Annotated in this window: 13 protein-coding genes; 5 read left to right on the forward strand and 8 right to left on the reverse strand. The window is 71.1% G+C overall.

Going from position 1 to position 12,877, the window contains the following annotated elements; all coding sequences use genetic code 11:
• Positions 1-89 precede the first annotated feature (89 nt).
• From ACLBWX_RS14600 to ldtR, 3 genes are all read left to right on the forward strand, one after another.
• Positions 90-1,157 carry an enoyl-CoA hydratase/isomerase family protein gene (locus ACLBWX_RS14600; RefSeq protein ID WP_447677757.1) on the forward strand — a complete coding sequence of 356 codons (1,068 nt, stop codon included), beginning with the start codon at positions 90-92 and terminating at the stop codon, positions 1,155-1,157.
• A gap of 13 nt (positions 1,158-1,170) precedes the next feature.
• Positions 1,171-1,638 (forward strand): DUF6163 family protein, encoded by a 468-nt coding sequence (locus tag ACLBWX_RS14605; protein ID WP_447677758.1) that lies wholly within the window; start codon positions 1,171-1,173, stop codon positions 1,636-1,638.
• 165 nt (positions 1,639-1,803) lie between these two features.
• Positions 1,804-2,316, forward strand: a complete 513-nt coding sequence (ldtR, locus tag ACLBWX_RS14610; RefSeq protein WP_447677771.1) for a transcriptional regulator LdtR — start codon at positions 1,804-1,806, stop codon at positions 2,314-2,316.
• 93 nt (positions 2,317-2,409) lie between these two features.
• On the opposite strand, the gene ACLBWX_RS14615 is transcribed toward ldtR, so the two are convergent.
• The 4 genes from ACLBWX_RS14615 to ACLBWX_RS14630 form a co-directional block, all read right to left on the reverse strand.
• Positions 2,410-2,940 (reverse strand): phosphate-starvation-inducible PsiE family protein, encoded by a 531-nt coding sequence (locus tag ACLBWX_RS14615; protein ID WP_447677759.1) that lies wholly within the window; start codon positions 2,938-2,940, stop codon positions 2,410-2,412.
• Between the two features lie 161 nt (positions 2,941-3,101).
• Positions 3,102-5,381: a xanthine dehydrogenase family protein molybdopterin-binding subunit gene (locus ACLBWX_RS14620; protein ID WP_447677760.1), complete on the reverse strand. Its 2,280-nt coding sequence runs from the start codon at positions 5,379-5,381 to the stop codon at positions 3,102-3,104.
• A gap of 86 nt (positions 5,382-5,467) precedes the next feature.
• Positions 5,468-6,391, reverse strand: coding sequence for an alpha/beta fold hydrolase (locus ACLBWX_RS14625; protein ID WP_447677772.1), 924 nt, complete (start codon positions 6,389-6,391; stop codon positions 5,468-5,470).
• Between the two features lie 208 nt (positions 6,392-6,599).
• Positions 6,600-7,754, reverse strand: a complete 1,155-nt coding sequence (locus ACLBWX_RS14630; RefSeq protein ID WP_447677761.1) for a dimethylmenaquinone methyltransferase — start codon at positions 7,752-7,754, stop codon at positions 6,600-6,602.
• A gap of 232 nt (positions 7,755-7,986) precedes the next feature.
• On the opposite strand from ACLBWX_RS14630, the gene dinB reads away from it, so the two are divergent.
• Positions 7,987-9,075: a DNA polymerase IV gene (gene dinB, locus ACLBWX_RS14635; RefSeq protein ID WP_447677762.1), complete on the forward strand. Its 1,089-nt coding sequence runs from the start codon at positions 7,987-7,989 to the stop codon at positions 9,073-9,075.
• Between the two features lie 633 nt (positions 9,076-9,708).
• On the opposite strand, the gene pqqA (ACLBWX_RS14640) is transcribed toward dinB, so the two are convergent.
• Both pqqA (ACLBWX_RS14640) and pqqA (ACLBWX_RS14645) read right to left on the reverse strand, forming a co-directional pair.
• Positions 9,709-9,798 carry a pyrroloquinoline quinone precursor peptide PqqA gene (gene pqqA / locus ACLBWX_RS14640; protein ID WP_056182869.1) on the reverse strand — a complete coding sequence of 30 codons (90 nt, stop codon included), beginning with the start codon at positions 9,796-9,798 and terminating at the stop codon, positions 9,709-9,711.
• Positions 9,799-9,891: 93 nt separating this feature from the next.
• Positions 9,892-9,981, reverse strand: a complete 90-nt coding sequence (pqqA, locus tag ACLBWX_RS14645) for a pyrroloquinoline quinone precursor peptide PqqA (RefSeq protein ID WP_447677763.1) — start codon at positions 9,979-9,981, stop codon at positions 9,892-9,894.
• A gap of 532 nt (positions 9,982-10,513) precedes the next feature.
• Between pqqA (ACLBWX_RS14645) and mgtE the strand changes: the two genes are divergently transcribed.
• On the forward strand, positions 10,514-11,884 hold the full coding sequence (gene mgtE, locus ACLBWX_RS14650) for a magnesium transporter (RefSeq protein WP_447677764.1): 1,371 nt from the start codon (positions 10,514-10,516) through the stop codon (positions 11,882-11,884).
• Here the strand turns inward: mgtE and ACLBWX_RS14655 are convergent.
• Both ACLBWX_RS14655 and ACLBWX_RS14660 read right to left on the reverse strand, forming a co-directional pair.
• Positions 11,881-12,219, reverse strand: coding sequence for a hypothetical protein (locus ACLBWX_RS14655; protein ID WP_447676050.1), 339 nt, complete (start codon positions 12,217-12,219; stop codon positions 11,881-11,883). The genes mgtE and ACLBWX_RS14655 overlap by 4 nt on opposite strands.
• Positions 12,216-12,877, reverse strand: a 662-nt coding sequence (locus ACLBWX_RS14660; protein WP_447676051.1) for an IS5 family transposase, incomplete at its 5' end; no start/stop codon positions are given. The genes ACLBWX_RS14655 and ACLBWX_RS14660, both read right to left, overlap by 4 nt.

The following is a 12,877-nucleotide window of genomic DNA, read 5'->3' on the forward strand; positions in this document are numbered from 1 at the left end:
CCACGGCAGAACCGGCCCGGGCGCGGCCGCTCCGATTGACGCCGCCCGCCAAAACCTCGTCTAAGCGGGCGATCCAGGCGGGAGGACCCATGGCGGAGTCGGGCGAAGCGGAGATCCTGTTCGAGCGGCGCGGCGCGGTTGGCCTCGTGACGCTGAACCGGCCGCGTGCCCTCAACGCCCTGTCCCTGGCGATGCTGCGGGCCATGCAGGCGCAGCTCGATGCCTGGGCCGACGACGCCGCGGTGACGCGGGTGCTGCTGCGGGGCCGGGGCGGGCGCGCCTTCTGCGCCGGGGGCGACATCCGGCAGATCTACGCCCTCGCCAAGGCCGGCGACCACGCGGCTGTCGATGCGTTCTGGCGCGCCGAATACGGCCTCGACGCCGCCGTGAAGCGGTTCGCGAAACCCGTGATCAGCCTGATCGAGGGTCTGGTCATGGGCGGGGGCAACGGGATCTCGGTCCATGGCAGCCACCGGGTCTCGTCGGAACACTACAGCTTCGCGATGCCGGAGGTCGGGATCGGCCTGTTTCCCGATGTCGGCATGACCTACGTGCTGCCGCGCCTGCCCGGATGCACGGGAACCTACCTCGCGCTCACCGGCGCCCGGATCGGGCCGGGGGACGCCCACGCGGTGGGCCTGGCCACCCACCACGCGGCGGCGGAAGACTTCGACGCGATCGTGGACGCCCTGGCCGCCGGCGACGCCATCGATGCGGCGCTCGCCGCTCGTGCCCGGCCGGTTCCGGAACCCGGGCCCCTGGTCGAGGCGCGCGCCGTCATCGACGCGTGCTTTTCCGCCGGCACCGTCGCGGAGATCCTGGCGCGCCTCGACGCGGACGGGTCCGCCTTCGCCTCCGAGACCGCCGCGCTGATGCGCACGCGCTCGCCCACCAGCCTGGTACTGGTGCATGAGCAGATGCGCCGGGGCGCGCGCTCGAGCTTCGCCGAGGCGATGCTGACGGAATACCGCATGGTCGGCGCGCTGATGCGCGGCCACGACTTCTTCGAGGGCGTGCGCGCCGCCGTGATCGACAAGGACGGCGCCCCGGCCTGGAATCCCGCAACTCTGGAGGCCGTCGATCCGGCCGGGATCGCCGCGGCCTTCGCGCCGTCCGCCGGCCCCGAACCGGTCTTCGCAGGATCGTCCGAGCGATGAGGAGAGGTCACCCGTGCGCGGATTGACGAAAGTCCCGGGTCCCCGCGAGATCCGCGGCCGCAACCAGGAGGGCGGCGGCGACCGGATCGAACGCACGCCCCAGGTGCCGCAGACCGGCTGGGACGTGGTGCTGGTCTGGTTCATGCGGGTGATCGCCCTGTTCTGGCTGGCGAAGGCCGTCGCCACCTGGGCCGGCATCCTCGACATCCTGCCGGGCGGCCGCCCCTTCGAATCGGAGACGCTCGGACGTCAGAGCGTGATCGTCTACTTCGCGGTGATCGATCCGATGGCGGCGGTCGGCCTCTGGCTGACGAGCGCCTGGGGCGGCGTGGTCTGGCTGCTGGCCGCCACGAGTGCGCTGACCCTCGCCGTCCTGACACCGCAGCTTCTGCCAATAGCGCCCGTATACCTCGCACTACAGGGCGGAATTATTGCGTTGTATTTTATCTTGTCTTTCCTGGCGGCGCGGGAAACCCGGTAAACGGCGTGTTACGATGTTCGCTTCATCTTGCATTTACCGAGAGAGGTAAATCGCAAATTCATCCTATCGCTTAAACCGTCTTTCATCTGCGACTCCTAGGTTGGCTTCATGAGCGGTGGCGAAGAACACCGGCCCTGAAACACCAGAGACCTGAAGAGGCCCATGATGAAGTCCCAGGCTGCCAAGGTTAGCAAGACCGACACCGCTCCCGAGACCGCTCCGGCGCATGGTTCGTATCTGGAGGCCCTGCACCTCGTCGAGCGCCTGCACCGCCGACTCCTCGACGTCATCAAGGACGAGTTCGAGCGCCGGGACCGCGAAGACGTCAACAGCGTCCAGGCGCTGCTGCTCTACAACATCGGCGACAAAGAGCTCACCGCGAGCGAGCTGCGCACGAAGGGCTACTATCTCGGCTCGAACGTCTCCTACAACGTCAAGAAGCTCGTCGAGGCCGGCTACCTGCACCACGCCCGGTCGAAGACCGACCGCCGCTCGGTCCGCATCAGCCTCACCGACAAGGGCCGCCAGATCCACGACATCATCCAGAGCCTCTACGACAAGCACGCCCGCACCATCCAGCCGATCGGCGGCATCTCGGACGACGATTTCGGCCGCCTCAACACCGCGCTCAGCCGCCTGGAGCGCTTCTGGACCGACCAGATCCGCTACCGCCTCTGAGGACGGACGCGCCCGCGACCCCGACGACCCAGCAAGCCCGGTTCGCCGGGCTTGTTCGCGTTTTAGGCCTCCCGGCAGCGGACGCAGGAGGGATCAGGAGCCGGCGTGCTCGGACGATTCCTCGCCGGCCGGCTTGCCGTCGTCTCGGGCGCGGTGAAGCATGAAGATCGCGAACACCATCGTGAGGATCAGGCCGGCGAGAACGCCGAGCTCGATCATCGAAGCCTGGAACAGCGCCTGCTTCTCCGGCGACCAGTCCTTGGCGTGGGTGATCTCCGAGGATTGCAGGGTGATCACCAGGACGCGCCGGATCGAGGCGATGAGCCCGACGATGAGGAACGGCTCGCAGGTCAGCTTGCCCGAGCGCATCGACACCCGCACCGTGTGCAGGATCTCGATCAGCATCAGCAGGAACAGCAGCCGGTCCACCACCTCGAGGATCTGGTCGGCGCCGCCGAGGTGGCGCAGGGCTTCCCAGGTCAGCGCGGTGGCGTCGATCAGCGCGACGAGGGCGGTCAGGGCGAGGAGAAGACCGAGCGCCGCGTAGATCGCGTGCTCCGTGTGTAGAAAGACGAAGCTCGCCGCGCGCGTGAGCCGGCCCTGATCCTCCCGGTCGTCGGACATGACGCACTCCCCCCTCTGTTGCAACGATCAGACAGGATCGGCGCCGGGGCGTCCAGCGCCGCCGGGCTCCCAGACCCCTCCGGCCGCCACGGCAGGACCGGCGGCCGGATCACGACCGCGTCAGAACCGGGCGGAACCCGGGCGAGGGCGCCCGTGGGGTGTCACAGCATGTCCTCGACCCGGATCGGCAGGGTGCGGATGCGGCGGCCGGTGGCGTGGAACACGGCGTTGGCGATCGCGGCGTTGACGCCGATGATTCCGAGCTCGCCCAGCCCCTTGAGGCCGAGGGGATTCACGGCGTCGTCCGAGTCGGGCACCAGCAGGGCCTCCACCTCCGGCAGGTCGGCCGCCGTCGCCACGAGGTACTCGGCCAGATCCGCGTTGCGGTAATGGCCGCGGTCGAGGATCGTCTCCTCCAGAAGGGCCGAGCCGAGGCCCCAGACCATCCCGCCGGTGAGCTGGCTGCGCGCCGTCAGCGGGTTGAGCACGCGTCCGGCCGCGAAGGCGCCGAGGAGGCGCGGCACCCGGATCTCGCCGGTCTCCTCGTGGACGAGAACGCGCGCGAACTGGGCGCCGAAGGCCCAGGACACCACCCTGCCGCCGGCCCCGGTGCCGAGGGCCATCCTGCCCGATCCGATCGCTTCCAGGGCCTCCGGCCCCGACCCCTCGGGCGTGAAGGCGGCCACGGTCTCGATCCCGGCGGGGTCGAGCCCTGCGACGACAATCCCCAGCGGACAGGTCCGCCCGTCCGGCGCGACGAGAGCGCCCGCGCGCAGACGCAAGGCGGCGGGATCGGCGCCGGCCAGCGGACCGGACGCGGTGGCGGCCTGCGCCAGGCGGGCGCGAAGCGTCTCGCAGCCCTGCGCCAGGGTGTGGAGCAGGCTCGTCGTCGTGGACGATCCACCCGAGAGGCCGGCGGCGGGCAGGTCGGTGTCGCCGAGGCGGACCGTGACCGAATCGGGCGCGATCCCGAGCCGTTCGGCGGCGCCGAGAGCCAGGAGCGTGGTGATCCCGTTGCCGATCTCGTGGTGAGCGCTGGCGACCGTGGCGCGGCCATCGGCCCCGAGACGGATCCGCATGGTGGCGGGGGAGATCTTCACCGGCCGGGCCGACGCCGCGCAGCCGAGGCCGACCCGCCAGGGGCCGTCGCGCATCCGCCCCGGTTCCGGATCGCGCTCCGGCCAGCCGAAGGCCTCCGCGCCGGCGTCGAAACAGGCCATCAGCGGGCGGGAGGAGAACGGCTTGCCCGAGATCGGGTCCGTGGCCGTGTCGTTGCGCCGGCGCAGGGCGATGGGATCGACCCCGAGGGCGACAGCCATCTCGTCGACGGCGCTCTCCAAGGCGAAGAGATAGGGCACCTCCGGGGGCGCCCGCATCGGCCCCGGCGTGTTGCGGTCGACCCGTACGGCGCGCTCGTCGGTGCGCACGGCCGGGCAGGCATAGAGGCTCGCGGTGACGTCGGTGCCCTCCATGGCGAAGGGGTCGAAGCGCGAGGCGACGACCTCGGCCTCGTGCACCAGGGCGGTGAAGCGCCCGTCGTCGGTCGCCCCGAGCTGGATGTCGTGCCGGGTCTCCGGGCGGTAATTGGCGATGGTGAAGCCGTCCCGGCGGCTCGCCACCAGGGAAACCGGCCGCCCGAGGGCGCGGGCCGCCAGGGCGACCGGCGCCGTGTACTGGGAAAGGGCGAGCTTCGCGCCGAAATGGCCGCCGATCAGGCCCGCCACCACCCGGATGTCGGCCGGGTCGAGGCCCAGCTGCGCCGCCAGACCGTGCCGGACCGCGCCGATGAAGCGCGAGGGCTCGTGGACGGTGAGGCGCGGGCCGTCCCAGACGCAGGTCGTGCCGAACAGTTCGATCGGGTTGTGGTGCTGGATCGGCGTCTGGTAGCGGGCGGTCACCGTCACCGCGGCCCGCGCCAGGGCACCGTCGGCGTCTCCGATGCGGGGGTCGTGGTGCTTCGGCTTCAGGTCGGCGAGCCGCAGGGTCTCGGCCAGGGGGGCGTCGAACCCGTCGGCGAAATCTTCGGCCGCGTAGCGCACGATCGTCCGGGCGGCGGCCTCCCGGGCGGCCTCGATGGTCTCGGCCACCACCAGGGCGACGATCTGGCCGGCATAGGCGACCGCGTCCGAGTCCAGCGGCCGGTGACCGCTATTGGCGAAGCCCCCGGCCATCAGGTGCTTCACCGGCCGGATGGCACCGGCGAAATCCCGGTGGGTGAAGATGCGCAGGCAGCCCGGGACCGCCTCCGCGGCGGCGAGGTCGAAGCCGATGATCCGTCCGCGCGGGATCGTGCTGGTGACCAGCGCCGCATGGGCGAGGGCGTCCGGGCGCCTGTCCGAGGCATAGGTCGCCCGGCCCGTGACCTTGGCGGCGCCCTCGACGCGGGGATGCGGATGCCCGAGCCAGGCCGGATGGTCGAGCGCGTCGGTCGGTATCGCCATCGGCCTCTCCTCGCCTCACGGCAGGCGTAACCGCAGGACCGGCCCGCCCGATCCGGGCGCGACCCCGAGTCGCTCGACGCCGGGCCTCAGGCGAGGAAGGGCAGCAGGTGGTCCAGCACGATCTCCGGCGCCTCCTCCTGAAGCAGGTGCCCGCAGGGGAGAGCGTGTCCCGCCACCCGGTCGGCCTTCTCGCGCCAGGTCGCGGCGACGTCGTAGAGCTGCCCGACCGTGCCTTGCGCACCCCAGAGGGCGAGGAGCGGCGCGGTGACCCGGCGCCCGGCCGCTTCGTCGGCGGCGTCGTGTTCGAGGTCGACGCCGGCCGCGGCCCGATAATCCTCGCAGATCGCGTGAATGCTGCCGGGGGCGCGGTAGCAGCGCAGGTACTCCCGGATCAGCGCCTCGCTCGGGATGCCGGGCGTCCGGCTCTGGCCGGCGAGGTGATGACGCAGGTACGCCTCCGGATCGGCGCCGATCATCCGCTCGGGCAAGGGCGCCGGCTGGATCAGGAAGAACCACCAGAAATACCGGGTCGCGAAGGCGCGGTCGGTGCGGGCGTACATCGTCTGCGTCGGCGCGATGTCGAGGACGGCGAGACGGTCCACCGCGGCGGCGTGGTCCAGGGCCAGGCGGTGCGCGACGCGCCCGCCGCGATCGTGCCCGACCACGGCGAAGCGCTCGTGGCCGCAGGCGCGCATCAGCGCGACGGCGTCGGCCGCCATGGCCCGCTTGGCATAGGGCGCGTGGTCGGCCGCCGAGTCCGGGCGATCCGAATCGCCGTAGCCGCGCAGGTCGGGGGCGAACACCGGATGGCCGGCCTCCCGGAGCCGGGGCGCCACCGCGTGCCAGGTGGCGTGGGTCTGGGGATGGCCGTGCAGGAGCAGCACCGGCAGCCGGTGCCCGGCGGCGGACAGGGCGACCCGCAGGCGGATATCGGGCAACGCCACGTCGGCGAGATCGAAGCCGGACAGGAACGGGCACGGCCCGCGGCGGGTGATGTCGATCGGCGGCATGGCGTCCTTGAGGCGGCGCAGAAGGTTTCGGCCGTTCACGCGGTCGCATCCGGCGCCGGCATCCCGGATGGGCTCCGGATCGCGGGCGGCGACGAGTGCGGGTCACGCAGAATCGGCTCAAGCCGAGAAACACAAGGGCGTCCCCGCGACGGCGCGAGAGCAAGCCGGGACGTGCCCGGACCGCCCCCGCCTCGCCGGATCGTCCGCCTCAACCCTTCCAGTTCTTCAGGGCCGCGAACGGGCTCAGCGCCGGGTCGGCCGCCGGCGGGTTGAGCACCGGCTCGACCTGCGCGATGGCGTCCGCCAGGGAGAAGGCCGAGCCGCTGGTCAGCTTCCCGCCGGCGGCGTCCTTGTGCCCGCCGCCGCGGAAGCGCCGGGCGCCGTCGAGGGCGGTCTCGTTGTTGGAGCGGAAGGACATCGTGCCGGCCCGCTGCACGTTGAGGACGCGCCTGGCGCGGCCGCTCTCCATGATCAGGTCCGAGACCCGCTGGAAGGTGCCCGAATCGAGGCCGAAGGACATCAGCGTCCCGTCCGACAGGGGATGGAACAGGTCCGAGCGGGCGAGCACCCGGGCGATGCGCATGCGCGTGGTGAGGGTGCGGTCGTCGCCTTCGTCGTCGGCGAGGTAGGCGTCGAGGATGGCCTTGCGCAGGGCCGGCACCCGGCCCTCGATCACGGCCGGGGACGCGCCGTCGCCGAGGAGGCGCGCGACTCCGAGCAGGAGGTCGCCGACGAAGCGGTCGTGCCAGGGATGTCCGATCGGCACGAGGTTGGAGACGTTGTCCCAGAACATCTCGTCGAGGCTGAGGCCGCTGCGGAATTCCGGGCGGTCCTTGCGCCAGAGGTCGACCGCGTCCACCGCCGTCACCAGGGCGCCGAGGATCGGGTCCTCCCCGGCCGCGCGGGTCGCGTAGAGCGCCCGCTGCTCGTAGGCCATGCGGGTGGCGCAACGGGCCTCGTCGATGAGCACGACGATGTTCGGGTCCTCGAGGTCGAAGCGCAGGAGGCCCGGCACCTCGGGATCGGCCTGCGGCGCCAGTCGCTGGTCGCGCAGCTGGTCCACCGACGAGGCGTGGTGGTCGAGCACGACGAGGCGGTGGCGCGCCTCCGGCTCGCGCCGGCGGTTGAGGGCGGCGAAGTTGCGGATGAACGTCACCGCCACCGCCTCGAGGCCGAGGTCGGTCATCAGGATCATCTCGGGCGCCGCGGTCTTGCCGAGGCGCTTCAGCTCGGTCTCGACCACCGGCCCGACATCGGAGTAGCGCGGCACGTGCACGATCCGGGCGACGTCGGCGAACTGGCCGACCACCGTGGAGGCGCCGTAGCCGTCGAGGTCGTGGTGGGTGAGCTGGGTGATGTTCACGTGCCTGTCCTCGGGCGGGTCGCGAAGCGCGGGCGCCGCGTGTCGTGCGGCGTCCGCCGCGTGGTCTCGGCGCCCTTATGGGGCACGCCCGCCTCCACGGCGAGCCCCGCCGCGCCTGCGTCGGTTCCGCGGTGGATCGCGGGGATGCCGGGCTTGATTCCCACGGCCGGACCGGGAATCTGCGAACAGACCACGAACACGGGTGGGCAACCGATCGGGAGGGGCGTCCGCGATGGACCCGGACGACGCGGGCGCGATCCGCAAGATCATCCACATCGACATGGACGCCTTCTACGCCTCCGTGGAGCAGCGCGACGATCCCGCCCTGCGGGGCCGGCCGGTGGCGGTGGGCGGATCGCGCGAGCGCGGGGTCGTGGCGGCGGCGAGCTACGAGGCGCGGACCTTCGGCGTGCGCTCGGCCATGCCCTCGGTGACGGCCCGCCGGCTCTGCCCCGACCTCGTCTTCGTCAAGCCGCGCTTCGAGGTCTACCGGGCGATCTCCGAGCAGATCCGGGCGGTCTTCGCCGAGCACACCGACCTGATCGAGCCCGTCGCCCTCGACGAGGCCTATCTCGACGTGACGGAGAACCGGCAGGGGCTGCCGACCGCCACCGCGGTGGCCCGCGCGATCCGGGCCTCGATCCGCGCGCAGACCGGGCTCGTGGCCTCCGCGGGCGTCTCCTACAACAAGTTCCTGGCCAAGGTCGCCTCGGATTTCCGCAAGCCCGACGCCCTGTTCGTGATCACCCCCGCCATGGGGCCGGCCTTCGTCGAGGACCTGCCGATCGGGCGCTTCCACGGCATCGGGCCCGTCACCGAGGCCCGCATGAAGGCGCTCGGCATCCTCACCGGGCGCGACCTGCGCGCCCTCAGCCTCGAGACCCTGACGGCGCGGTTCGGCGCCTCGGCGCCCTACTATCACGGGGTGTCGCGCGGGATCGACGCGCGCCCGGTCCGGGTGAACCGGATCCGGAAGTCCATCGGCGCCGAGAACACCTTCTCGGAGGATTCGGCCGACTACGCGGTGCTCGCCGGACGCCTGACGCCGATCCTCGACAAGGTCTGGGGGGCCGCCACCGCCAAGGAGGTCCGGGCCCGCACGGTGACGCTGAAGGTGAAGTTCGCGGATTTCGAGCAGATCACCCGGGCGCGCTCGATGCCCGGCTTCGTGCCGGACCGCGCCGCCCTGGAGGAGGCCGTGCTGGCCCTCCTGCGCGACCTGTTCCCCCTGCGGCGCAGCGTACGCCTCCTCGGGGTCTCCCTGTCCGGCCTGGAGCACGGTCCGGCTCCCGAACCGCGCCAGCTCGGCCTCGGCCTGTGACTTGCACGCCTCGAGGACAGGCCGGCGCGGCGCCGATGCGCTGACCGCGCCGCAGGACCAGGATGACGGCGAGACCGGGCGCCGCCATCGCGGCCCCTGCCACCGAGACCGCGGGATAGCCGCCACCGAGGTCGATCACGAGCCCGCCGAGGGCCGCACCGATGGCGTTGCCGAGGTTGAACGCGCCGACATTCAGCGCCGAGGCGAGGTTGGGCGCCGCGCCGGCCTCCGCCATCGCCCGCATCTGCAGGGGCGGCACCAGGGCAAAGCTCGCGACGCCCCAGAGCAGGATGAGCGGGGCGGCGACCCAGCGCGATTCCATCCCGACGGCGGAGGCGGCATCACCCGCGTCGGAAATTTTTGCATCGCCGACGAACTCACGAGCGGGCGCCGGGTGCCCTTGCCGGAGCGCTTCAATCCACAGGATCGAGAGGCCGTCCACGCGGTCGTCGGCGGCGGCGCGGCTATGCGGGCCCGCGTCCGAGTGGCCATCGACGTCCTGGCCGAGGCGCTGCGCGGACCGAACGGATCACCGGCACCCGGCACGCCGCACGCAAACGAAAGGGGCACCACCCTTTCGGATAACGCCCCCTCGGATCAGCCGGTCCCGCGGGCGGGACCGCGCGATCGCCCTTAGTTGAAGGGATCGATCTCGGCGGACTCGTAGCTGGTGACTTCCATGCCGACGCAGATCTCGGAAACGATGGGGGCAGACCACTTCATGACGTCTCTCCTGGCTTGTTTTGGGGGTGAAAGCCGAACCCGATCGGGTTCGATCCGCCTTGCGACTAAGGACGTGCCTCGAAAGGACGGGCCTTAGTTGAAGGGATCGATCTCGGCGGACTCGTAGCTGGTGACTTCCATGCCGACGCAGATCTCGGAAACGATGGGGGCGGTCCAGGTCATGGGAAACTCCTTCGTGTTCGACCCTCTCGATATGCCGTTGTGTTGGGCACAATACAAGCGGGCACTACACTTATATTTCTCATAGGATCGCGAGAACGTGCCGGCCATGCCCCGTCCGCCGGGTCCATCCGTCGTCCTCGAACAGGAAAACCAGTGATATGGTGCCGGCCACCCGGCTCGAACCGGGCAGCGGCGACGGCCTGCCGCTCGATGGGGCGGCAGCCGTGGCGAGGGCGCGACGGCACGGCTGCGCAGGAAAGATCCGGCCGGCGCCGGTTTCGGCTTGACGCCCCGGGGAGGGGAGGCGCACTGACGCGCCGCCGAGCGAGCCCGCGCGGGGGTCACGACCCACCGGGCGGCACGCCTCGACTCCCTCTCGACGATTCCGATGCCCAGCGACAATCCAGACCGATCGCCCGCGCCGTGCGCGGCCGCCTCCGCACCCTCCGCCTGACGCCCGCCGACCGGGCCCCGGCGGCCCGATGCGGGACGGCCCCACACGGCCGGATCGCGCGCCCTGCGAGGTGAGCCCATGAACGAGATCGCTTCCTTCCCGACCGGCATCGATCCGGCGGTGCTCGCCGCCCGCCTGTCGGACGAGCGCGCACCCGACATCGTCGAGGCGCTGAACGAGGAGGCTCCCGAGGTCGCCGCCGCCATCCTGCTCGGCCTGCCGGTGGAGCGGGCGATCGAGGTGCTCGACCAGCCCGAGCTCGACTGCGCCGCCGACATCATCGAGATGCTGCCGCGCGACCGGGTCGCCTCCTTCCTGTCGGGCATGTCGGCCGACCGCATCACCGACCTGTTCCGCGAGATCGAGGAGCCGGGCCGCTCGGACCTGCGCGCCCGCCTCGACGCCGAGACCCGCGGTGCCGTCGACCGGCTGAGCACCTACGGGGAGGAGACCGTCGGCTCGCTGATGACGACGGAGTTCGTCGCCGTGCCGGGCAGCTGGACCGTCCAGCAGACCCTCGATCACGTCCGGCAGGTGGAGAAGACGCGCGAGACCATCTACGCGATCTTCGTCCTCGACCCCCGTACCCGTGCGCTCACCAAGGCCGTGCCCCTGCGCCGGCTGATCACGGGCGGGCCTGAGGACAACGTGCTCTCGGTGGCGCCGAACCGCCGCCCCCTGGCGGTCTCGCCCACCGCGAGCCGCGAGGAGGCGGCCCGCCTCATCTCGAAATACGACCTCCTGGCCCTGCCCGTCATCGACGCGGTCGGCCATCTCATCGGCATCGTCACGGTGGACGACATGATCGACGCCATGGTCGAGAAGCAGACCCAGGACGTGCAGCGCTTCGGCGGCATGGAAGCGCTGCCCGAGCCCTACATGGACATCCGCTTCCCCACGATGATCCGGAAGCGGGCGGGCTGGCTCTGCGCGCTATTCCTCGGCGAGATGATGACCGCCACCGCCATGCAGGGCTTCGAGGGCGAGCTCGAGAAGGCCATCGTCCTGACCCTGTTCATTCCGCTGATCATGAGCTCGGGCGGCAATTCCGGCAGCCAGGCCACCTCGCTCCTCATCCGCGCCCTCGCCCTGCACGAGGTGCGCCTGCGCGACTGGTGGCGGGTGGCCCTGCGCGAACTCCCCACGGGCCTTGTGCTCGGCGCGATCCTGGGCGCGATCGGCGTCGTCCGGATCGTGGTCTGGCAGAAGACCGGGCTCTACGATTACGGCGTGCACTGGCCCCTGGTGGCGGCCACGGTCGGGGCGGCGCTGGTGGGCATCGTCACCTTCGGCTCGCTCACCGGCTCGATGCTGCCGTTCCTGCTGCAGCGCCTCGGCTTCGATCCCGCCACCGCCTCGGCCCCCTTCGTCGCCACCCTCGTCGACGTCACGGGCCTCGTGATCTACTTCTCCGTGGCGATGCTGATCCTGCGCGGGACGCTGCTCTAGCAGGGTGTTGAAGAAGTCGGCCAACGGCAGGCGATGAAGGGGATTTCGTCGCCGCGGTGGACGCGGATTTCGCCGCGAAGCGAGCCGTCGGCCTGGACCTCGGCCGATCCCGAGCCGCAGACCGCGTCCATCTCGTCATTGCCATTCCAGTCGAACGCGATGGCGGCGCGTGCACTCCCGCGGGTGGCTCCGCCAGCGAAAGCTCCGGTGACACACCCGAAGGCGAACGCACCGCGGCCGTCCTCGAAGAGGATGTAGGCTGGCTCGACCATATCGGCGTAGTCGTCCTCGTAGCCGGGCAGCTCGACGATCCGGCACTTGCCCAGGACGCTCACACCGGAGCTCCGAGCAGCTTTGGCAGGCGGACGAGGTTGTAGGCCGCAGCCGTCAAGGCGAAGGCCCATCCGACCTTGTCGCGGCCTTTGAAGCGGGCCTTGCGCAGGCCGCCGACGGTCTTGATCCAGCCAAAGCCCTCCTCGATGCGTTTGCGGATCTTCTGGCTCCGACCGTAGCCGGCGTGGCGGGTGGTTCGTCCGTCGATGGAGGAGCGGCGGCCGTTGGTGTTCCGGGCCACGTGCGCGCGCACGTTCATCGACCTGAGCTCGTTGACGAAGTCCTCGGCGTCATAGGCCTTGTCGGCACCCACCGAGATCGCCTTGGGCCGATCCGCCCTTGGCTCGATCATCGACAAGGCCGCGATCCGCTCGGCGTGACCGTTCGCCAAGGTCAGGCGGGTGTCCACGATCAGGCCGGAGCGGTTCTCCATCAGGGTATGGCCGATGAAGCAGAGCTTGGCCTCCATCCCCGGACCCTTGCGGTAGAGGCGGGCTTCTCGGTCCGTGGTGCTTTCGTGGGTCTCGTTCGAGCGCGCCTGCCCCCTGAAGTCGACCTCGACGTTGCGCCCGCCGGCGGACGGCGGCGGCGGATCTTTCCCTTGATCGTTGCCGCCCTGATCCTTGGGCTTGAAGCTCTTGATCGACGCCCAGGCCTCGA

Source organism: Methylobacterium sp. M6A4_1b (assembly GCF_053345175.1).